Origin of the sequence: Bradyrhizobium sp. BR13661, assembly GCF_029892425.1 — a bacterium.
GTDB lineage: Bacteria > Pseudomonadota > Alphaproteobacteria > Rhizobiales > Xanthobacteraceae > Bradyrhizobium.
On record NZ_JARXWB010000004.1, the window covers coordinates 60,184 to 81,811 of the forward strand.

A 21,628-nucleotide genomic window follows, 5' to 3' on the forward strand; every position below is an offset into this window, starting at 1 on the left:
TTGCACAGCAACCTTGCCCCGGGCATTCCCATCGCCGGGAACCGCAACGCGCGATTCGCCGTTCTCCATCGAGGATGCGTCTCAAATATTAAGAACGGATTGCGACCACGCGACGCCTCGTAAAGACACGGATGCAGAACATCGTGCCTTATTTTCAGCGGCGTCTCCGGCCCTCGTCAGGCAGCAGCCCTGGTCGCGATCGCCTGGCGCATGTCTACCGCAAGCTGACGATATTGCTCCGACAGTTTTAGATAGAATTCGCGCTTGTTGCCGTCGGTGGCGAGCTTGGCAATCAGTTCGCATTCGGCGGTGAGCGTCTCGAACCGTTCCAGCCTGTCCTCAAGTTCTGTCATCGGCGTGTCCCCATCAAACGCCTCAAGGACAACAAACCTAAGCCCGCAAAATGAGTCACGGCGAACATCGTTATGGGATAGAATCAATTATTCCCGCACGAACGGCTATTTGCTCTCCATCCGCCAGGCGCCGTCCCAATCTGCCGCCGGCGGCGTGACCTCGAACTGCGCGATGCGCGCGAGCATGGCCTGTGACGGGCCATCGCCGGGGACGCTCTCCAGCGCCGCGTTGAACGCGGTGCGGGCGTCGTCGAAACGGCGCGAACGATAGGCGGAAAGGCCGTCAGCATAGTGCGCACGCAGGCTCTCCTGCGGCGCGGCGAGTGCGCCTCCCCGCCCCATCACCTCGAATACCGGCTGCGGCACGCTCTGGCCGACCACCGCGAGACGATCGATCTCGCGCAGTTCGAGCCGCGATCCGATTGCCTCGGCGGTCGCCTGCGAAATCAGGATTCGGGTACCGTAGACCTTGTTCACGGCCTCCAGGCGCGAGGCGAGGTTCACGGCGTCGCCCATCACGGTAAAGCTCATCATCAGCTCGGAGCCGATACTGCCGGTCAGCACCTCGCCGGTGGCGATGCCGATCCGCAGATCGCACAGCACCGGCATGGTGCGGATACCGAGCAGATCAGGCAGCTGCTTCTGCAGCGCGGGCACCTGCTCGGCCATGTCGATGGCGGACTGGCCGGCGAGCAGCGCCTGCTCGTCCGCCTCGACGAAGGGCGGGCCCCAATAGGACATGATGGCGTCGCCGATATATTTGTCGATCACGCCGCGGTTGTTGCGGATCGGGGCCGACATCACGGTGAAGTAGTGGTTCATCACCTTGACGAGGCCGCGCGGCGTCATGCCCTCGCTCATCGCGGTAAAACCGCTCATGTCGCAGAACATGATGGTCATCACCCGCCGCTGGCCGTCGATCGTGACCTCGGGCCGGTCGATCAGACCCTGTACAATCTTGGGATCGATATAGCGGCCAAAGGTCTCGCGAATGCGCTCGTTGTGGCGCAACTGCTCGATCATGCGGTTGAAGGCGGCGGCGAGCTCGCCGATCTCGTCCTGGGTCGACACCGCGATGCTCTTGTCGAAGCGGCCGGCCTCGACCTCGCGGGCCCCGGCGAGCAACAGGCGCACCGGGCGCGTGATGCCGCCGGAGACCAGCAGAGCAAAGGCAAATCCGACCACGGCCGCGAGCAGCGTCACGATGCCCGAGATGATGATCGCCTGCCGCTGATGGCTGATCACCGTCGACGTGCTCGCGTAGACCTGTTTGAGCATGTCGCCGCGGATCGCGTCGACCCGCTGCGTGAAGAGGTCGCGAAGCGCGTCCGCGTGGGCGAGCGTATCGCGCGCGCCGGCAAAATTCTTGGCATCAAGCTCCTTCAGCAGCTTGGCGTCTTCCTCGGCGAGATCGTGGCTTAGCTCGGTGACGGCATTCTCGATGCGTGTCTCGATGCGGGCGAGCGCGGCGTTGTCCGACGGAGTGCTGGTGTCGTTAATGATTTCGTTGATCAGCTTTCGCGCGGCGTCCGCCTCCTGCTCTACAAGCGGATCGGTGTCACGAAAGATGCGCAGGCGTGCGGCAAACCCCTCCTCGTCCGGCGGGATCTGCGTCTTGGCGATCACCATGCGTCGCAACGCCAGCGCCCGTTCGAGCGAACGAATGTTGACCCGCGCCAGATGGCCGTAAGCCGGAATATAGCGGTTGGTCAGCTCGTCCAGGAGAATGCCGACCTGGCTCGACATCACCATCGACAGGATCGAGGTGATCAGCATCAGGACGATCAATCCGAGGGCGATGCCGACGATCTTGCGCCGGATCGACTGGTTGAAAAGCGGCATGAGGTGCGGGCAAGGGCTGAAAAGAAGGGTCTATGGAACTCATTACACCGGATTTTGGCCCGGGAACACGCGCAATCGGGCCGTTCATGGCGCCAGGAACCGCCACAACCGTCGCGCAAGCCTCGCCCGTTAACAAAGGTTAAAATTGTACCTCTATCCTTCGCTGCACGAGTTCCCTCCTTCCATCCGTTTTTTGCCGCAATGTTGCGACAGCGTGACAAATGCGAAACGATGCCGTGCCATCATCTCTGGCGTCGATTCTCGCATCGATTGAGTCTCAAGCCGCTGAGATCGCGGACCTTGGTTTGTAGTGGTTTCGCAGGGGGACCATGGAATGAACCAGTGCCTACGCTCGCTCGCGTGTGTCGTTGCCATGGCCGCATTGGCGCTCCTTCCGACGGAGCTGGCAGCGAAGAGCAAGTCATCAACGCCGAAGAAGACGCATGAAGCCAAATCCGGCAGCAAGTCCGCCGGCAAGCAGCGGCATGCTTCGGCCGGCAAGCACGGCAAACACGCCGAGGCCAAACGCAAGTCGAAGAAGCAGGACGACGAGCCCGCGGACAAGCCGGCGCCGCCACCGCTGACGGGCGACCTCGCCACGCTGAAGGACGCGATCGATCTTGCGCGCAAAGGCAAGACCGACGATGCGACCGCGGCCCGCGACCGCATTGCCGATCCCGCCGGCCAGAAGCTCGCCGACTGGTTCCTGCTGCGCCATTCCGAGAGCACCGCCCCCTTCAAGCGCTATGCCGCCTTCCTCGCCGCCAATCCGGATTGGCCGAGCGCCGTCCTGCTGCGCAAACGCGCCGAGGCGCGGTTGTGGCAGGAGAAGAGCGACGCGGCCACCGTGCACGCCTTCACGATGGATCGGCCGATCAGCGCCAAGGGCCGTTTCGCGCTCGCGCGCGTGCTGATCGCCGAAGGCGACACTGACAGAGCGACACGCCTCGTGCGTGAAGCCTGGCGCACGGACGAATTGTCCGAGCGCAGCGAGGAGGATTCCTACGAAGCCTTCCGCGACCTCCTGACCGCAGACGATCATCGCGCCCGCATGGACAAGCGCCTCGGCGCCAAGGACTATGCCGGCGCAAGGCGCGCTGCAAAACGTCTCGGAGAGGATGCGCTCGCGATCGTCAAGGCCTGCGCCGCGGTGAACGGCAAGGAGAACAAGGCCAAGGACTATCTCGACGACGTGTCTCAAGATGCGCGCCGCGACCTCGGCTATGTCCTCTGCCGCGCGCAATGGCACCTACAGAAGGACCGCATCGATGACGCGGCCGAGGTGATCCTTGCGGCCGCGCCCGACACCATGGCGGCGCAAGATACCGATGCTTGGTGGCGCGAGCGCCGCCTGCTGGCGCGCAAACTGCTCGACCAGGGCAAGTTCAAGACCGCCTACGACGTGGTGCGCGCAGCCGCGATCCCGGAGATGGAGGTCTACCGCGTCGACTACCACTTCATGTGCGGCTGGATCGCGCTGCGCTATCTCGACGATCCCAAAACCGCAATAATGCATTTTGCGGCGATCGACGAGGGGTCGGCCAATCCGATCGCGCTGTCGCGGGGGCATTACTGGCGCGGCCGCGCGGCTGAAGCGATGGGCGCAGTCGCCGACGCGCAGCAGAGCTACAAGGCGGCCGCCCGTTATCCGACCGCCTATTACGGCCAGCTCGCGCGTGCACGTCTCGGTCTCGACGGAATAGAGCTGCGCGCGCCCTCGCCCGTGCTGGCCACTGCCGATACGCCGGCCGTGGACGAGCGCGTGCGCGCCGCCGACATGCTCTATGCCATCGGCGAGCGCGACACGGTCTATTACTACGCCGAAGATTTCGCCAAGGAGAGCACCGACGTCGTCGCGCTCGAGGGCCTCGGCGAGCTCGCAAAGCAGCGCAACGATGCGCGCGTCATGCTGGAAGTCGGCAAGTCGGCGCTGGCGCGTGGGCTGGCGCTCGACCATTACGCCTTCCCGACCATCGGCATTCCCGAGCACAAGCAGGTGGCGCCCGCGATCGAGACCAGTGTGATCTATTCGGTGGCCCGCACCGAGAGTTCGTTCAACCAGCGCGACAAATCGGCTGCCAACGCCGTCGGGCTGATGCAGGTGACGCCGGAAGCCGGCCGCGACACCGCAAAGCGCTTCGGCGTGACCTATGACTGGGACAAGATGTGCTCCGACCCCGTCTACAATACGCAGATGGGCGCAGCCGAGCTCAGCGCGCTGCTGTCGGAATATCGCGGCAACCAGATCATGACCTTCGCCGGCTACAATGCCGGCCGCGGCCGCGTGCGTGAATGGGTGCAGACGCACGGCGACCCCAGAGATGCCAAGATCGACCCGGTCGACTGGGTCGAGCGCATCCCGCTGTCGGAGACGCGCAATTACGTCCAGCGCGTGATGGAGAACGTGCTGGTCTACCGCGCACGCTTCGAAGGCAGCGGCGCGATCGCCGGCAAGACCGACCAGCGCGTGGTGACGCAGGACGCGACCGCCAAGGCGACGCCGGTGGGATTCAGGGGAGCGGCGGAGTAGGAGCCGACCGGCCTCACTCCACCGTGATGTTCGCCGCCTTGATGATGGGCCACCACTTCGCGATCTCGGCCTTCTGCCTGATGCCGAGCGCTTCCGGCGTGAGCTGATCCTTGGGCGTCATCTCCAGGCCCTGGCTTTCGAGCTGCTTCTTCACGGCGGGATCGTTCAGCGCGTCCACGACGGCCGCGTTGAGCTTGGCGACGATCTCCTTCGGCGTGCCCTTTGGCACCCACAAGCCCGACCAGAGCGTCATGTTGAAACCTTTCAGGCCCGCTTCTTCCGCGGTCGGGATGTCGGGCGCCGAGGCGAGGCGCTTGTCGTCGGTGATGGCGTAGGCGCGGATGGTGCCGGCGCGGACCTGGTTGATGGAGTTTGAGGTCTGGTCGACGATGATGTCGATCTGCCCGGCGATGAGATCGTTCAGCGCCGGCGCAGTGCCGCGATACGGCACGTATTGCAGCTTGATGCCGGACACGCTCTCGAAATAGACGCCGGCGATGTGGCTGCCGGAGCCTGCACCCGCGGTGCCGGCCGTTGGCGGCGACGGCCGTGACTTCAGCCACTCCAGCAGCTCCTTCAGCGAGGTCGCAGGCACCGCGTTCTTGCTGACCACGATCATCGGGTTGCTCGGCAGCAGCACCACCGGCTCGAGATCGGCGACGAGGTCGTAATTGAGCTTGTAGACGGCGCCGTTCGCAACATGGGTGCCGAGATGGCCGAAGGAGATGGTGTATCCGTCAGGCGGCGAGTGGACGGCGCGCCCCACCCCGATTGAGCCGCCGGCGCCGGTGACGTTCTCGATCACCAGGGCCTGACCAAGCGACTGGCGCATCCGCTCGGCGAGCACGCGCGCCATCGCATCGGACGGGCCGCCGGCGGCGAAGGGCACGATGATGGTGATGGGGTGCGACGGATAATCGTCAGCGCGCGCGACGCCGGTGAAAGCGAGGACAGCGATCAGCCCGGCCCAGACGGCCTTGTTCATAGTGGTCTCCCGGCGATTCTTTTTCTTCACCTCGCCCCGCAAGCGGGGCGAGGGAGAAGCAAGTCAGAACTGCGTGTAGTCGATCGGCTTGTGGCGATCGAGCGTACGGTCGACCTTCGGCAGTGGGTATTTCAGGCCGGTGGCGCAGTTGAACAGCATGACGCAGTCAGTCTTCGAGACGCGGCCGTCGGCGAGGCTTTCCTTGTAAGCCGCGTAGGTCGCAGCGCCCTCGGGGCACAGCAAGAGCCCCTCCTCGCGCGCGACTTCGTTCAGCGCCGACGAGATCTTGTCGTCGTCGACCGCGATGGCAAAGCCCTTGCTCTCGCGCACGGCGCGCAGGATGAGGAAATCGCCGATCGCTTGCGGCACACGGATGCCTGATGCGATGGTGTGGGCGTCCTCCCAGCGCGTCGCATGCTCGGTGCCGGCCTCATAGGCGCGCACCATCGGCGCGCAGCCGGAGGCCTGTACCGCGACCATGCGCGGGCGCTTCGAACCGATGAAGCCGATCTTCTCCAGTTCGTCGAACGCCTTCCACATGCCGATCAGGCCGGTGCCGCCGCCGGTCGGATAGAAGATCACGTCGGGTACGTCCCAGTTCAGCTGCTCGGCAAGCTCGAGGCCCATCGTCTTCTTGCCCTCGATGCGGTACGGCTCTTTCAAGGTCGAGGTGTCGAACCAGCCGACTTTTGCTTTTCCTTCGCCGACGATCTTGCCGCAATCGTCGATATAGCCGTTGACGCGGTAGACGGTCGCGCCCTGCAGCTCGATCTCGCTGACATTCACTTCAGGCGTATCGGCCGGGCAGAAGATCGTGGTCTTGATGCCGCAAGAGGTCGCGTAGGCCGCCAGCGCCGCGCCGGCATTGCCGTTGGTCGGCATCGCCATGTGTGTGACCCCGAGCGCCTTGCCCATCGACACCGCCATGACGAGACCGCGCGCCTTGAATGAGCCGGTCGGCAGGCGGCCCTCGTCCTTGACGATGATCTCGCCGCCGCCGAGCTTCTTGCCGAGCTTGGGCAGGCGGATCAGCGGCGTCGTCACTTCGCCGAGCGAGACGATATCCCGGCATTTGCGCACCGGCAGCAGCTCGCGGTAGCGCCACATGTCGGCGGGCCGCTGGCTCAACGCATCCTTGGTCAACGCCTTCTTCACGCCCGCGAGGTCGTAGCGCACCAGCAGCGGCTTGCCGGCCTTGGAGAGGTTGTGGACCTGGTCGGCGGCGTAATGATCGCCCTCCATGGCGCATTCGAGATGCGTGACGAAGGTCGGGCGTTCGATGGTGAGATTGTCGTTGTCTTTCACAACTGTTCTTTCGTTTGAGTTAGCAGTGAGAGCTTCAATAGGAACCACCCCGCGGGGTCCGGCCTTCAGCATCGGGGTACTTGGCATCCACCGCGATATTATCGTCCCTGCAAAGGCCGGAGTACCCCCAAATAAGTAGACGATCTCCGGGACGGGCACGCGATTCGAGGTGGAGCACAAACTCTTCGTAATCGTCGAAAATGAGCATCAACGGAGCAGAGCTTCCCGCGTACAAACGGTGCTCCAGAATAATCGGCTCACGTTCGAGAATATCCCGAACCTTGGCCAGTAGTTCCGGCGCAAGGATATTGGCACCTACTTCAGACCAATCGTCACGAGCCGCCATTGCAAGCCCGCTCTAAATATTCAACACCCGGCCGTACGCATCCAGCACGGCTTCCTTCATCATCTCCGACAGGGTCGGATGCGGGAATACCGTGTGCATCAGCTCTTCTTCCGTCGTCTCCAGGTTCATGGCGACGACGTAGCCCTGGATCAGCTCGGTGACCTCGGCGCCGACCATGTGCGCACCAAGGAGCTGGCCGGTCTTCTTGTCGAAGATCACCTTGACGAGGCCCTGGTCCTCGCCGAGCGCGATCGCCTTGCCGTTGCCGACGAAGGGGAATCGGCCGACGCGGATCTCGCGGCCGCTCTCTTTCGCCTTGGCTTCGGTCAGACCGACGGAGGCAACCTGCGGATGGCAATAGGTGCAGCCCGGGATCATCAGCTTGTCCATGGGATGCGGATGCAGGCCCTTGATCGCCTCGATGCAGATCACGCCCTCATGCTCGGCCTTGTGGGCGAGCATCGGGGGGCCCGCGACGTCGCCGATGGCGTAGATGCCGGGAACGTTGGTCTTGCCGTAGCCGTCGATCACGATGCAGCCGCGGTCGGTTTTGACGCCAAGCTTTTCAAGGCCGAGATTCTCGATATTGCCGACGACGCCGACGGCCGAGATCACTCGCTCGAACTCAGATGTGACGGGCTTGCCCTTGCCGTCGTCGATGGTGGCGACGACGCTGTCGGCCTTCTTCTCGAGCTTCGTCACCTTGGTCGAGGACATGATCTTGATGCCCTGCTTCTCCAGGCGCTTGCGCGCAAGGCCCGCGATCTCGGCGTCCTCGACGGGGAGAATCTGCGGCAGCACCTCGACGACGGTGACGTCGGAGCCCATGGTGTGGAAGAACGAAGCGAACTCGATGCCGATCGCGCCGGAGCCGACCACCAGCAGCGACTTCGGCATCCGCTCAGGCACCATCGCTTCGAAATAGGTCCAGATCAGTTTCTTGTCGGGCTCGAGGCCCGGCAGCACGCGCGGCCGCGCGCCGGTGGCGACGATGATGTGCTTGGCCTGATAAGCCCCCTCGCCCAGCGAGCCCTTCGGGCCCTCGACGTCGGACTTCTTCACGGTGATCTTCCCGGGCGCATCGATCGAGGCGGCGCCCCAGATCACGCTGACCTTGTTCTTCTTCATCAGGAAGCCGACGCCGTCGTTCAGCCGCTTGGAGACGCCGCGCGAGCGCTGCACCACGGCCTTCGGGTCGAACGAGACCTTTTCGGCCGACAGGCCGTAATCCCCGGCGTGCTGCATGTAGTGGTAGATCTCGGCAGAACGCAGCAGCGCCTTGGTCGGGATGCAGCCCCAGTTCAGGCAGATGCCGCCGAGATAGGATTTCTCGACGATCGCGGCCTTGAAGCCGAGCTGGGCAGCGCGGATCGCGGTGACATAGCCGCCGGGGCCGGAGCCGATGATGATGACGTCGAAGGATGTGTCGGCCATGCTGGCTCCCATTCAACTGAACTTCGTAGGGTGGGCAAGCGAAGCGTGCCCACCGCCTTCCAACACCAAGAAAAGGTGGGCACGGCGCGTTGCGCCTTTGCCCACCCTACGGATTCACGCCTCGCGGCTCAGACCATCATCATGACGGGATTTTCGATCAGCTGCTTGAACGCGCCGATCAGCTCGGCGCCGAGCGCGCCGTCGATGGCGCGGTGATCGCAGGACAGCGTCACGCTCATCATGTTTGCGATCTCGATCTTGCCGCCGCGCACGACCGGGCGCTCCTCGCTGGTGCCGACCGCGAGGATCGTGGCATGCGGCGGGTTGATCACGGCGGTGAAGTGGCTGATGCCGAACATGCCGAGATTGGAGACCGCCGTGGTGCCGCCCTGGTATTCCTCCGGCTTCAGCTTGCGCGAACGGGCGCGCGCGGCAAAATCCTTCATCTCGTTGGAGATGGTCGAGAGCGTCTTGGTCTCGGCCTTGCGGATGATCGGCGTGATCAGCCCGCCCGGCATCGCCACGGCGACGCCGACATCGGAATGGTGGTGCTTGACCATGCCGCTTTCGGTCCAGCTGACGTTGCAGTTCGGGATCTTCTGCAGCGCCACCGCCATCGCCTTGATGACGAAGTCGTTGACCGAGATCTTGTAGAGCGGCTTCTTCTCCTTGTCCTTGGGAGCTGCCGCATTGATCTCCTCGCGCGCGGCGAGCAGCTTGCCGATGTCGCAGTCGATGGTGAGGTAGAAGTGCGGGACGTTCTGGATCGACGCGGTCAGGCGCTGCGCGATCGTGCGGCGCATGCCATCGTGCGGGACGACCTCGTAGGAGCCGGGCTCGAACAGCGACAGGATCTGCTTGTCCGACATCGTCGGTGCGATTGAGGGCGCACCGGCGGACGGGGCTGCGGCAGGCGCCTTGAGGCCCTTGCCCGATTTGGCCTGCTCGACGTCGCGTGCAACCACGCGGCCGTGCGGGCCGGTGCCTGTGACCATCGAGACATCGATGCCGGCTTCCTTGGCAAGACGGCGTGCCAGCGGTGATGAGAACACACGCGCCGCGTGGCCGTTGCTCTGCGCGGCGGGTGCGGCAGCTTGTGCCGCCGGAGCAGCAGCAGGCGCCGGCGCAGCCTTGGGTGCGGCCGGCGCAGCAGCGGGAGCCTCAGCGGCCTTCGGCGGTGCGGCCGAAGCGCTGGGCTTGGCGGCACCTGCAGCCTTCACGTCCTCGCCTTCACCGGCAAGCACCGCGATCACGTCGTTGACGGGGACGTCCTGCGTGCCCTCGGGCACGAGGATCCTGGCGATCGTGCCCTCGTCGATGGCCTCGACCTCCATGGTGGCCTTGTCGGTCTCGATCTCGGCGATGACATCGCCTGACTTGACCTTGTCGCCTTCCTTCTTCAGCCACTTGGCGAGGTTGCCCTTCTCCATCGTCGGCGAAAGAGCGGGCATCAGGATGTTGATGGGCATGCTGACCTCACGAAGATCTTCTCAAAACGTCGTCCCCGGGAGCGAGGACGAACAGACCAGGTTTTAGTTGCCGATGTCGCCTTGCCACAGGCGCTCATTGGCAGGAATGGAACGCCAATTCTTCATCATGGTGATGGAGCGGTCGTCGGCAAGGTCGATCCAGGGAATCCCGAACTTGTCGAGAATGTCCTTGGAGCCCTCGAAGGTGACGGACTCGCCGATCACCACCAGCTTGACTTTGAACAGACCGAGCGCGCCGGCACACATCGAGCATGGCGACAGCGTGGTGTACATGACCGTGTCGTGGAACGAGATCGCGCCGGCTTCGCGCAGGCAGCTCATCTCGCCATGAAGGATCGGATTGTTCTCCTGCACGCGGTTGTTGTGGCCGCGAGCGATGATCTTGTTGTCGCGCGTCAGCACGGCGCCGATCGGCAGGCCGCCTTGCGCGATCGAGGCCTCCGCTTCGCGGATCGCCTCCAGCATGAAATCGAAATGATAGGATTCGATCGCCACAGTCAGTGTCCCTTTCCGCGCGGCGTCGTGGTCCCGGTGTCGGTCGGACGCTCGATCTCGGCCTGGAACATCTCGAGGATCCGGTTCAGCGCGTCCTCCTCGGTGTATTCGCTCTCGCGCGCATAGGCGCGCGCGGCGTGGCGGGCGAGATCGACCAGCAGCAGGCCCCACATGTCGGGCTCCTCGAAGGCCCGCTGGAACGCCATCGACAGCCCGCCATCCAGCACGAACACGCGCAGGATCTCGACCGCATCATCGCGGGTCATGACGTCGGGCGGCAGTGGCTGCTCCTTCGGGCCCGCCATGACCTACCTGTAGCAGACGGCTTTGGCGGCCTCGACGACTTCCGCAGCCGACGGCAGCGCGAGCTTCTCCAGGTTCGCCGCATAAGGCATCGGCACGTCCTTGCCGGACACGCGCGCAACCGGCGCATCCAGATAGTCGAAGGCGTGCTCCATGATGCGCGCGGCGATCTCGGCGCCGACGCCGCTCTGCGCCCAGCCCTCTTCCACCGTGACGGCACGCCCGGTCTTCTTGACCGAGTTGATGATGGTCTCGGTATCCATCGGGCGCAGCGTGCGCAGATCGATCACCTCGGCCTCGATGCCCTCCTTGGCGAGCTCGTCGGCGGCCTTCAACGCGTAGGTCATGCCGTTCGACCACGAGATGATGCTGACGTGGGTCCCTGCGCGCACGATGCGCGCCTTGCCGATCGGAATCACGAAATCGTCGAGCTTCGGCACCTCGCCAGTGTGACCGTAGAGCACCTCGTTCTCGAGGAAGATCACCGGGTTGGGATCGCGGATCGCGGCCTTGAGCAGGCCCTTGTAATCGGCGGCCGAGAACGGCGCGACGACCTTGAGGCCCGGCACGTTCGAATACCAGGCCGAGTAATCCTGGCTGTGCTGGGCGGCCACGCGCGCGGCCGCGCCGTTCGGACCGCGAAACACGATCGAGCAGCCCATCTGGCCGCCGGACATGTAGAGCGTCTTGGCCGCGGAGTTGATGATCTGGTCGATCGCCTGCATGGCGAAGTTGAAGGTCATGAACTCGACGACCGGCTTCAAACCGGTCATCGCGGCGCCGACGCCGACGCCGGCAAAGCCGTGCTCGGTGATCGGGGTGTCGATCACGCGCCTGGGCCCGAACTCCTGCAGCAGGCCTTGGGTGACCTTGTAGGCGCCCTGATATTCGGCGACTTCTTCGCCCATCACGAAGACATCCGCATCGCGGCGCATCTCTTCGGCCATCGCGTCGCGCAGCGCTTCGCGGATGGTCTGGGTGATCATCTCGGTGCCGGCGGGCACTTCCGGATCGGGCGCGGCGACAGACTGCGGCGCCGGTGTAGCCTTTGAGTCCGAAGCCTTGGGCGCAGGCGCTTCCGCCTTGGCGGCGGCAGGCGGCGCGGACTCCGCAGCCGGCGCGGGCGCCTTGGCAAGATCGGCGGCGCTTTCGCCATCAGCGAGGATCGTCGCGATCGGCGTGTTGACGGGAACGTCGGCGGTACCCTCGGCGATCAGGATTTTGCCGAGCGTGCCCTCATCGGTCGCCTCGACCTCCATGGTGGCCTTGTCGGTCTCGATCTCGGCGATCACGTCGCCGGACTTGATCGTCTCGCCCTCTTTTTTCAGCCATTTGGCGAGGTTGCCTTTTTCCATCGTGGGCGACAACGCGGGCATCAGCACTTGAATTGGCATATCGACTCCAAAGAAAGCTTGCGCGCGTTTAGCGGTAGATGTCGGTCCAGAGCTCGGCGGCTTCCGGCTCGGGATCATGCTGGGCAAAGTCGGCGGAGGCGTTGACGATGTCACGCACCTCGGCATCGATCGCCTTGAGGTCGGCCTCGCTCACCTTCGCCGCAAGCAGGCGGTTGCGCACCTGCTCGATCGGGTCCTGGTCGTGCCGGACTTTCTCGACCTCCTCACGCGTGCGGTATTTTGCCGGGTCGGACATCGAATGGCCGCGATAGCGGTAGGTCTGCATTTCCAGGATGAAGGGGCCCTTGCCGGCGCGGCACCAGGCCGCCGCCTCGTCACCCGCAGCCTTGACGGCGCGGACGTCCATGCCGTCGACCTGCTTGCCGGGAATGTTGAAGGACACGCCGCGCTTGGAGAAATCCTGCTGCGCCGAGGCGCGCGAGACCGCGGTGCCCATGGCGTAGCGGTTGTTCTCGATGACGTAGATCACCGGCAGCTTCCAGAGCTCCGCCATGTTGAAGCTCTCGTAGACCTGGCCCTGGTTGGCCGCGCCGTCGCCGAAATAGGTGACGCTGACATTGCCGTTGCTGCGATAATTGTTGGCGAAAGCAAGCCCGGTGCCGAGCGAGACCTGCGCGCCGACGATGCCGTGGCCGCCGTAGAAGTGCTTCTCCTTGCTGAACATGTGCATGGAGCCGCCCTTGCCCTTGGAATAGCCACCGCGGCGTCCCGTGAGCTCGGCCATCACGCCGTTGGCTTCCATGCCGGTCGCAAGCATGTGACCGTGGTCGCGATAGCCGGTGATGACCTGATCGCCCTCCTTCAGGGCCATCTGCATGCCGACCACCACGGCCTCCTGGCCGATATAGAGGTGGCAGAAGCCGCCGATCGCACCCATACCGTAGAGCTGGCCGGCCTTTTCCTCGAACCGCCGGATCAGGAGCATGTCGCGGAGCGCCTTCAGCTCTTGCTCCCTCGTGAACTCCGGGGGCGAACCGCCGTTGGTCTTGTCCTGCTCAGCGCTTGCGGCGGCTTTCTTCGGTGCGGCCATGGGAATTCCGGGTCAGAGAAATCTAAGTCCTCTCTAACCTAACTCAATCGCGTGTGAAAGCACTGCAGCGGCATGCCACGACTTTCATTATGCCGCACTGCAACGTGGCCGAAATTTTGCAAAACCTTTGGCGCGGATCAGGCAACATTAGCTCCGCGCCATCGAGAGCCCTGCACGCAGACGAGGCAACGACAATCGGACACGCATATCTCGGGTGCTGAATTCCGATGCGTGTCCGATTCGAAGCACTGGGCTTACCAACCGAGCTCGCGCAGATACGCCGCTCGGGCGGCAACGCCGGTGTGCGTGAAGTCGGTGAAGACCCCATCGACGCCGAGACGGAAGAATTTGAGATATTCCTGGGCGGGATCGGCGTGATAGTCGGCTGCGAGATATTTCTTCTCGTTCCGGAACGTGAAGACGTGCACGAACAGGCCGAGCTTGTGCGCGTCGGCGATCAGGCTGGTCGCCTCCTGCGTCGAGGCGTCCGGCGCCGATCCCTTGTAGGGCGTGCCGTCGGCGTTGGCGCTCCTCCACAGCACGACCTTGAGTGGCACGATATAGGCCTTCCACGGGCCGATGCCGTCGGCATATGTCTTGATCTCAGCCAGGCCCTCAGGGGTCAGCATCGCGTCATAGAGGCGCGCATCGCCCGCAACCGTCCAGTCGAACGGACGGGAATTGGTGATGTTGTTGAGCAGCACCTTGCCGGTCTTGAAGTCGATGCCGTTGCCGTCGATGAGCTGGACCTGCCGCGTCTGAAGGCCATGGCTGCGCATATATTTCAGGCTGCCCGGCTCGAAGCTCTGAACGAAGATAGGCGCGTCCTTGGAGTTGAGGTCGTTGTCCTTGATGATCTTGATCAGGGCATCTTCGAGCGGACGGCTTCCCGGCGCGCCGCAGCCGTTTGCGATGGCTTGGGCATTGTTCCAGGTCGGGTTCTTGGTTTCCGGATAGACCAGGATGGGACGCCCCGTCTCCTTGCTCTTCGCCTTGGCGATGTCGATTATGTCCTGGAAGCTGATGACAGGGAATTTGCCGTTGAAGATCCTGGGCCGCTCGTTGGCCGCATCGTAGGTGGTGCCGCCGATCCACTGCTTCAGCTCGGCCATGGTGAAATCGGTGATCGACCAGTCGTTGGTGTGATCCTCACCGTCGACGATCAATGATTTCAGCACCGATTTGGGATCGGCGGGATCAGTGAGGTCGACGAGGTAGTCGGCGGGCGTGCCTGCGGCAGCCGGTGCCTTGACGCGCACACCTGATACGGTGCGTTTACGCGCCGCGACCGCCGGATTGGTCTTCGCGACTTCGGCGACGTTGGTGTTGTCGGCCAGCCAGGGGTTGTGGCGCGCAACCAGAACGCAATCCTTGGTGAGGTGCAGATCCTCTTCCAGCGCGTCGGTTCCGAGCGCCGCGGCGAGCTCATAGGATGCCTCGGTCTCTTCGGGCACCAGGCCCGGCACGCCGCGATGTCCGAGGATCAGCGGCGCCTTGCCGTCAACGGTCAGGAAGGGTTTTGCGCGGGCCGGGGTGGTCTGCGCCAGAGACATCGACGGCGCAAGAGACACCAGGGCCGCCACACCGAGCAGCATCGCTCCGACATGTATCTTCCGCTGCAAAGGATTGGTCGTCATGGCCGCGCCTCCGTCTGTACCTGGCATCGCGTCGAGCGCGATCGGACTGCCGTCTTGTCTCAATTGTCTGACAGACGGATGACGGCGGGTCGGGCGGTCACGGATCTGCACAGGCGGCGCCGCGACGCCGCCGCCTGTGTCTCCCCATTCGGGACCTGCCGATCAGAAGAAGCCGAGCTTCTTCGGGCTGTAGCTGACCAGCAGGTTCTTGGTCTGCTGGTAGTGATCGAGCATCATCTTGTGGGTCTCGCGACCGACGCCCGACTGCTTGTAGCCGCCGAACGCCGCATGGGCGGGATAGGCATGGTAGCAATTGGTCCAGACCCGGCCAGCCTGGATTTCCCGGCCGAAGCGGTAGCAGCGATTGGCATCGCGGCTCCAGACACCAGCCCCCAAGCCATAGAGCGTATCGTTGGCGATCGCGAGCGCATCGTCATCAGTCTTGAAGGTCGTGACGGAGACGACTGGGCCGAAGATCTCCTCCTGAAAAATCCGCATCTTGTTGTGGCCTTCGAACACGGTCGGCTGGACGTAAAAACCACCAGAGAGATCGCCGCCGAGCTCGGCCCGTCCGCCGCCAGCGAGCACCTTGGCACCTTCCTGCTTGCCGATGTCGATATAGGACAGGATCTTGGCGAGTTGCTCGCCAGAGGCCTGCGCACCGATCATGGTGTCGGCCGCGCGCGGATCGCCCTGCTTGATGGCCGCGACGCGCTTCAGCGCCCGCTCCATGAAGCGGTCGTAGATGTCGGCGTGCACCAGTGCGCGGCTCGGACAGGTGCAGACCTCGCCCTGGTTCAGCGCGAACATGACAAAGCCTTCGATCGCCTTGTCGAAGAAGTCGTCGTCTTCAGCGGTGACGTCCTTGAAGAAGATGTTCGGCGACTTGCCGCCAAGCTCCAGTGTGACGGGGATGAGGTTCTGGCTGGCATATTGCATGATCAGCCGGCCGGTCGTGGTCTCGCCGGTGAAGGCGATCTTGGCAATGCGCGGGCTCGAGGCGAGCGGCTTGCCGGCCTCCAGGCCGAAACCGTTGACGATGTTGAGCACGCCTGATGGCAAGAGATCGCCGATGATCTCGGCCCACACCATGATCGAGGCCGGCGTCTGCTCGGCAGGCTTCAGCACGACGCAATTGCCGGCGGCAAGCGCCGGCGCGAGCTTCCAGCAGGCCATCAGCAGCGGGAAGTTCCAGGGAATGATCTGGCCGACGACCCCGAGCGGCTCGTGAAAATGATAGGCGATGGTGTCGTGGTCGATCTCGCCGATCGAGCCTTCCTGGGCACGCACGACGCCTGCGAAATAGCGGAAGTGGTCGATGGCGAGCGGCAGGTCGGCAGCGCGGGTCTCGCGGATCGGCTTGCCATTGTCCCAGGTCTCGGCGACCGCGAGGCGCTCGAGATTTTCTTCCATGCGGTCGGCGATGCGATTGAGGATCGCTGCGCGTTCGGCAACGCTGGTGCGTCCCCACGCGCCCTTCGCTGCATGCGCGGCATCGAGGGCCGCTTCGACGTCCTGCGCGTCGGAGCGCGCGATCTTGCAGACGATCTTGCCGTTGACGGGCGAAGCGTTGTCGAAATACTTGCCCGCGATCGGCGCGACGAATTTGCCGCCGATGAAATTGTCGTAGCGTTCGGCGAACGGACTCTGGGTGACGCCGAGGAATTCCACCTTGTTCATTGATCACTCCCATGTTGATGTTTGCGCAAATCGTCGTGTGTTCACGACTTGCGCCAACGATCTCGCGGGAGGTGGATTCTGTCAGCCCGGGCGGGAACGATGGAAGAGCGGACCTGTCGCAGTTCTGCGACAGTCAGTGTTTCAGGTCGAAGCGCTTCAGCTTCCGGTGTAGCGTCGCGCGACTGACGCCGAGGGCCTTGGCCGCCGCCGAGACATTGCCGCCGGCGCGGAGCAGAGCCCGCTGCAACACCGCACGCTGGCCGCCGGCGAGGTGATCATGCGCGACATCGCCGCCAAGCAGATCGCCCGCAGGGACCGGCTGCAACGCCCTGCCCGGCGCGATCCCGAGCGCTGCGCGAGCGGTCCGGGTCGCACCGATCACGAGATCGTCCGCATCGACCGCGACGAGTCCAATGGACTGGCCGTCCGGTCCTTGCGTCAGCACGATGCGGGCATGCGCGAAGGCGCGGCGAAACAAATCGGCCTCGATGCGCCTCGCCGCCTCACCCGCCGCCAGCGCGATCAGGTTGGAGAACGCATCGGTGCGATCGGCGCGGCAGGAGGAGACGTCGAGCACGCCGGCAAAGGCCGCCTCGTGGTCATAGATCGGCACCGCCGTGCAGCTCAAAAGCGTGTTGCGGGTGAAGAAATGCTGATCGCGGTCGATCGTCAGCGGGCGCTGCTCGACGACGCAGGTGCCGATGCCGTTGGTGCCCTCGTGTTCCTCGCTCCAGAGCGCGCCAGTCCACAGGCCCCAGGATTCAAACGTCGCATCGTCGGCCGGCGTGCCGCGGCGGTCGACCGGAACGCCCTTACCGTCTGCGAGCAGCACGCAACAGCCGGCCGCACCAACCGCCTGATAGAGCCGGTCCATGGCGCCTTGCGCGGCCGCCAGCAGTGGCGCGATGCGCTCACGCGCCTGTCGCAGCTCGGCGTCGCTCAGCCGCAGCGGCGCGCTGCGGCCGGAGGGATCGAGATGATGCAATCGGGATGAACGGCACCACGAGGCCACGAGCGCGGACCGAGCCGCCTGGCCTGATGCAATGGCGGCTTCGACACGAGCCGCGTGATGCCGGGGCATTGACCCATCCATCACCGTTTCCTCCGGACAGCAGTCTAGGCAGCGCCTCGCAAATCCAGATTGATCTCCGTCAACCTTCGGCGGCATCGCCCGGACAAGCAATCTGCCCTCGTCACGCCGCCGTCAAGGTGGCGGACTGGTCGCGGATCTACGACCTTCGGAATAGTCGGGGGCTGCTTTCGCGCGCCGTTTCGAATGCTGCGGAAGGCGCTAGTTCTGCGGGATCATCCGAACGAGATCATGCGGATTGACATAGTCGAGCTGGAACCGGGCCCGCTCGTCCAGCATGTCAGGGTCGATCTTCTCGGTGCGCAACAGCGACACGCGCTGCTCGCTGCGAGCACGCTCGCGCTTGAGCTGGGCGAGCTCGCTGGTCAGCGCGATGATCTCCTGGTCGAGTTCCTGGCGGGCGTTGAGGCCGTACTTGCCGGTGTAGGCGTTGACCCCGAAATAGCCGACGATCGCGGCCGCCATCGCATAGAGGGCGAGACCGGTCAGGATCGATTTGAGGCGGGCGCGGGAGACCATGATGGCAAGATGGGCCAGCTTGGTTAAGGGAGTGCTAACCGCGCTTCTATCCACACCGCCAACCACGATCGTCATGCCCGGCCTTGTGCCGGGCATCCACGTTCTTCCTCGCCGCGGGCCAAGACGAGGATGGCCGGGTCAAGCCCGGCCATGACGGAGATTTTGGTGTCAGCCTTACCCGTGATGCTTCGCCACGTGCGCGGCGAACGCATCGATATAGGCCTGGAGCACGCCCTTCAGCGAGTCCTTGGTCAGATTGCCCTCGGCGTCAAAAGCATCGCCGACCGCGTTCAGATAGGCCTCGGGCTGCTGCAGGATCGGGCCGGAGATGCCCGGCAGGATGTGCTGCAGCGCCTTCGCAGCGCTGACACCACCGAGCGGGCCCGGCGAGTTCGAGATGATGCCGACCGGCTTGCCGTTGAACGAGCTCTTGCCATACGGGCGCGAGGCGACGTCGATGGCGTTCTTGAGCACGCCCGGGATCGCGCGATTGTATTCGGGAGTGACGAAGATGACGCCGTCGGACTTCTGCAGCTTCTCGCGGAAGGCCAGCCAGTCGGCGGGCGGCGCGCCCTCGAGGTCCTGGTTGAAGAACGAGATGCCGGCGGGGGTGATGACCTCGAGCTTGAGTGAGCCAGGTGCGAGCTTTGCGAGCGCATGGGCGATCTTCAGCGAGAAGCTGTCCTTGCGCAGGCTGCCGGCGATCACGACGATGTTGTAGGCCATCAGATTATCCTTGGTTTGTTCTCGAAGCCTTGAGGGGGAAGTGCCCGCGGCACTTAAGCGATCCGGGCCAATGGATGCAAGTGCATGGACCGGTCCGATTTGGAAACGCTGCGTTTCCTAGAAGCAGATGCTCGCCCAAAACAATCGGGCCGCCAAGCGGCGGCCCGATCTCTCGTGCAAATCTGCAAATGGATCAGATCGTCGGATTCCAGGCCGAGGGGATCAGGCGATATTTCGCGCCGTCCTTCTCGACATGACCGACCGAGGGGAAAGTGAAGTGGAAGCCGACCACCGTCGCCTTCTCCGCAGCCGCCATGTCCAGGAACTTGTGACGCGTTTCCTGGGCCATCGCGGGATCATTGTCGAACGCCACATGCCAGTCCGGATTGCGCAGGAAGAACTCCGGAATGTTGGTGACGTCGGACTGGATCAGCACCTTCTTGTCGCCCGAGGCAACCGCAAACGAAGTGTGACCGGGCGTATGGCCCGGGGTTGCGATCGAGGTGATACCCGGCGCGACCTCCTTGCCCCACTCGTACTTCGTCACCTTGGACTCCAGGCCCGCGAAGGTCTTCTTCACGTTCGCGAAGTAGTTCTTCGTCATCTCGTTCGGAGCCTTGGCCGCGTTCTCGTCGCTCTCCCAAAACTCCCAGTCCTTCACCGGCACCATGATCTCGGCATTCGGGAAGGCAAGTCCTCCGTCGGCCAGACGGATGCCATTGGTGTGGTCGGGATGCAGATGCGACAGCAGCACGATGTCGATGCTCTTGGGGTCGACGCCTGCGGCCTGCAGATTTTGCAGGGTGCGGCCGACCGCGCCCTTGCTCGGCTCCAGATTGGCAACGCCGTTGCCGGTATCGATCAGCACCAGCTTGGAGCCGGTGTTGATCAGCTGCGGGTTGAACGGCACCGTGACCATGCCCTTGGGCATGTAGACGGCGTCGGCGGCCGCGAGCGCCTCTTCCTTCGGAACGTTGACGACGAACTTGTCCGGCATCGGGAAGCTGCGGGCACCGTCATTGATCGAGGTGCACTCGAAGCTGCCGACCTTGTAGCGGTAGAAGCCCGGCGCCTGCGCACCGGCTTGCGGCACTGCGGCATTGGCGGTGGAGGGCCGGAATCCGGTCAAGGCGGCTGCGCCGATGGCAGCCGTGCCCACGAGCAGATGACGGCGAGAGAGATCGGTCATGAAGTTGTCCCCTTCTGAGCGCGCGTTGCGGTTTTCCCGCTTTCAACGCGGCGGAATAATCTCCCGCTTCGCTCAGAAGGCAAGACGTCTTTTGGGTGACCTGCGCTCGCAGATCACGATTATTTATTTGGGTTGATGAGGAATTTTTCGCCGGTGGCGCGTTTGGCATATGCTGCGATGTTGGCGGGATCGAGCGCCTCCTGCAGCGACACCACCTTGGTGTAGTGGCTGGCAAACGTCGTCTTCAGTTCGCTCACGACACGCTGGCGCAACCGTCCGATGTCGGCAGGTCCGATCTTCTGCAGGAACGGGGTCAAGAGCCAGCCGCCGACGCCCCAGGCCATGCCGAATCCGCGCGGCAGCTCGATCGGACGGATATCGAGCCCGCCGTAGACATAGACCTGCTTGTGCACGCTGGAGCCGTAACGGCTGTATTCCTTCGCGGTCTTGTTGATCGCGATTTCCATGCAGTTGAGGATGTCGCCGGCGAGCTTGCCGCCGCCGATCGCATCGAAGGCGATGGTGGCACCGGTCTCGACCAGCGCATTGGTGAGATCGTCGAGAAAGCCCGGCTTGCTGGAATCGACGACGTGCTTGGCGCCGATCTTCTTCAGGATGTCCGCCTGCTCCTGGCTGCGCACGATGTTGACGAGCGGAATGCCGTCCTTGATGCAGATCTTGTTCAGCATCTGGCCGAGATTGGAGGCGGCCGCGGTGTGCACTAGCGCCTTGTGGCCTTCACGCCGCATCGTCTCGGTCATGCCGAGAGCGGTGAGCGGATTGACGAACCAGGACGCGCCCTCGGCCGCGCTCGTGCCCTCGGGCAGCGGCTGGCAGTCCCGCGCCTTCAACGTGCGGTACTGCGCGTACATCGCGCCGCCGATCATCGCGACGGTCTTGCCCATCAGCGCCTTCGCAGCGTCCGACGAGCCGGTCTTGATGACGATTCCGGCGCCCTCATTGCCGACAGGCAAGGACTGGTCGAGCCGCGCGCCCATGGCGCGCATCGCACCGTCAGGCACCTTGGCTGTGATAACGGGCGCCTCCTTCGTACCTGATGCCTTGGCCGTGCTCATGTCGGCCGCGCCGACCAGCAGGCCTAGGTCGGACGGGTTGATCGGCGCAGCCTCGATGCGGACGACGACCTCGTCGTCCGCGGGCTCGGGGGTCGGCACGTCCAGAAGCGAGATCTCGAGCTCACCGCTCGTCTTGATCAGCGAACGCAGTTGCAGTCCGGTCTTGCCGTCGCTCATGTCGAT

Annotated in this window: 19 protein-coding genes; 1 reads left to right on the forward strand and 18 read right to left on the reverse strand. The window is 64.0% G+C overall.

Going from position 1 to position 21,628, the window contains the following annotated elements; genetic code table 11:
* Positions 1 to 176 precede the first annotated feature (176 nt).
* Complete coding sequence (locus M2427_RS07980) at positions 177 to 353, reverse strand: hypothetical protein (RefSeq protein ID WP_280705694.1); 177 nt, start codon at positions 351 to 353, stop codon at positions 177 to 179.
* Between the two features lie 105 nt (positions 354 to 458).
* Positions 459 to 2,195, reverse strand: coding sequence for an adenylate/guanylate cyclase domain-containing protein (locus M2427_RS07985; protein WP_280705695.1), 1,737 nt, complete (start codon positions 2,193 to 2,195; stop codon positions 459 to 461).
* Between the two features lie 334 nt (positions 2,196 to 2,529).
* On the opposite strand from M2427_RS07985, the gene M2427_RS07990 reads away from it, so the two are divergent.
* On the forward strand, positions 2,530 to 4,725 hold the full coding sequence (locus tag M2427_RS07990) for a lytic transglycosylase domain-containing protein (RefSeq protein WP_280705696.1): 2,196 nt from the start codon (positions 2,530 to 2,532) through the stop codon (positions 4,723 to 4,725).
* Positions 4,726 to 4,738: 13 nt separating this feature from the next.
* On the opposite strand, the gene M2427_RS07995 is transcribed toward M2427_RS07990, so the two are convergent.
* The 16 genes from M2427_RS07995 to M2427_RS08070 form a co-directional block, all read right to left on the reverse strand.
* The gene (locus M2427_RS07995) at positions 4,739 to 5,710 is read right to left on the reverse strand and encodes a tripartite tricarboxylate transporter substrate binding protein BugD (protein ID WP_280705697.1); all 972 of its coding nucleotides are present in this window, start codon (positions 5,708 to 5,710) and stop codon (positions 4,739 to 4,741) included.
* 63 nt (positions 5,711 to 5,773) lie between these two features.
* Positions 5,774 to 7,015, reverse strand: coding sequence for a threonine synthase (locus M2427_RS08000; RefSeq protein ID WP_280705698.1), 1,242 nt, complete (start codon positions 7,013 to 7,015; stop codon positions 5,774 to 5,776).
* A gap of 34 nt (positions 7,016 to 7,049) precedes the next feature.
* Complete coding sequence (locus M2427_RS08005; RefSeq protein WP_280705699.1) at positions 7,050 to 7,361, reverse strand: hypothetical protein; 312 nt, start codon at positions 7,359 to 7,361, stop codon at positions 7,050 to 7,052.
* A 12-nt stretch (positions 7,362 to 7,373) separates the two neighbouring features.
* On the reverse strand, positions 7,374 to 8,795 hold the full coding sequence (lpdA, locus tag M2427_RS08010; RefSeq protein ID WP_280705700.1) for a dihydrolipoyl dehydrogenase: 1,422 nt from the start codon (positions 8,793 to 8,795) through the stop codon (positions 7,374 to 7,376).
* A 128-nt stretch (positions 8,796 to 8,923) separates the two neighbouring features.
* Positions 8,924 to 10,264: a pyruvate dehydrogenase complex dihydrolipoamide acetyltransferase gene (locus M2427_RS08015; RefSeq protein ID WP_280705701.1), complete on the reverse strand. Its 1,341-nt coding sequence runs from the start codon at positions 10,262 to 10,264 to the stop codon at positions 8,924 to 8,926.
* Positions 10,265 to 10,327: 63 nt separating this feature from the next.
* Positions 10,328 to 10,780, reverse strand: coding sequence for a nucleoside deaminase (locus M2427_RS08020; RefSeq protein ID WP_194393784.1), 453 nt, complete (start codon positions 10,778 to 10,780; stop codon positions 10,328 to 10,330).
* A 2-nt stretch (positions 10,781 to 10,782) separates the two neighbouring features.
* Positions 10,783 to 11,085, reverse strand: coding sequence for a DUF5076 domain-containing protein (locus M2427_RS08025; protein ID WP_018320291.1), 303 nt, complete (start codon positions 11,083 to 11,085; stop codon positions 10,783 to 10,785).
* 3 nt (positions 11,086 to 11,088) lie between these two features.
* Positions 11,089 to 12,477, reverse strand: coding sequence for a pyruvate dehydrogenase complex E1 component subunit beta (locus M2427_RS08030; protein WP_280705702.1), 1,389 nt, complete (start codon positions 12,475 to 12,477; stop codon positions 11,089 to 11,091).
* A 28-nt stretch (positions 12,478 to 12,505) separates the two neighbouring features.
* Positions 12,506 to 13,528 (reverse strand): pyruvate dehydrogenase (acetyl-transferring) E1 component subunit alpha, encoded by a 1,023-nt coding sequence (gene pdhA / locus M2427_RS08035; protein WP_280705703.1) that lies wholly within the window; start codon positions 13,526 to 13,528, stop codon positions 12,506 to 12,508.
* Between the two features lie 254 nt (positions 13,529 to 13,782).
* A complete protein-coding gene (locus M2427_RS08040; RefSeq protein WP_280705705.1) occupies positions 13,783 to 15,165 on the reverse strand; it encodes a glycerophosphodiester phosphodiesterase family protein in 1,383 nt (460 codons plus the stop codon).
* 162 nt (positions 15,166 to 15,327) lie between these two features.
* Positions 15,328 to 16,845, reverse strand: coding sequence for an aldehyde dehydrogenase (adh, locus tag M2427_RS08045; protein WP_280705707.1), 1,518 nt, complete (start codon positions 16,843 to 16,845; stop codon positions 15,328 to 15,330).
* Positions 16,846 to 16,978: 133 nt separating this feature from the next.
* Positions 16,979 to 17,938: a GAF domain-containing protein gene (locus M2427_RS08050; RefSeq protein ID WP_280705708.1), complete on the reverse strand. Its 960-nt coding sequence runs from the start codon at positions 17,936 to 17,938 to the stop codon at positions 16,979 to 16,981.
* 198 nt (positions 17,939 to 18,136) lie between these two features.
* Positions 18,137 to 18,454 (reverse strand): septum formation initiator family protein, encoded by a 318-nt coding sequence (locus M2427_RS08055; protein ID WP_027529774.1) that lies wholly within the window; start codon positions 18,452 to 18,454, stop codon positions 18,137 to 18,139.
* A 174-nt stretch (positions 18,455 to 18,628) separates the two neighbouring features.
* Positions 18,629 to 19,180, reverse strand: a complete 552-nt coding sequence (locus M2427_RS08060; protein WP_280705709.1) for an NAD(P)H-dependent oxidoreductase — start codon at positions 19,178 to 19,180, stop codon at positions 18,629 to 18,631.
* A 193-nt stretch (positions 19,181 to 19,373) separates the two neighbouring features.
* The gene (locus M2427_RS08065; protein WP_280705710.1) at positions 19,374 to 20,369 is read right to left on the reverse strand and encodes an MBL fold metallo-hydrolase; all 996 of its coding nucleotides are present in this window, start codon (positions 20,367 to 20,369) and stop codon (positions 19,374 to 19,376) included.
* A 119-nt stretch (positions 20,370 to 20,488) separates the two neighbouring features.
* Positions 20,489 to 21,622, reverse strand: a complete 1,134-nt coding sequence (locus M2427_RS08070) for a zinc-binding dehydrogenase (RefSeq protein WP_280705711.1) — start codon at positions 21,620 to 21,622, stop codon at positions 20,489 to 20,491.
* Positions 21,623 to 21,628: the final 6 nt, after the last annotated feature.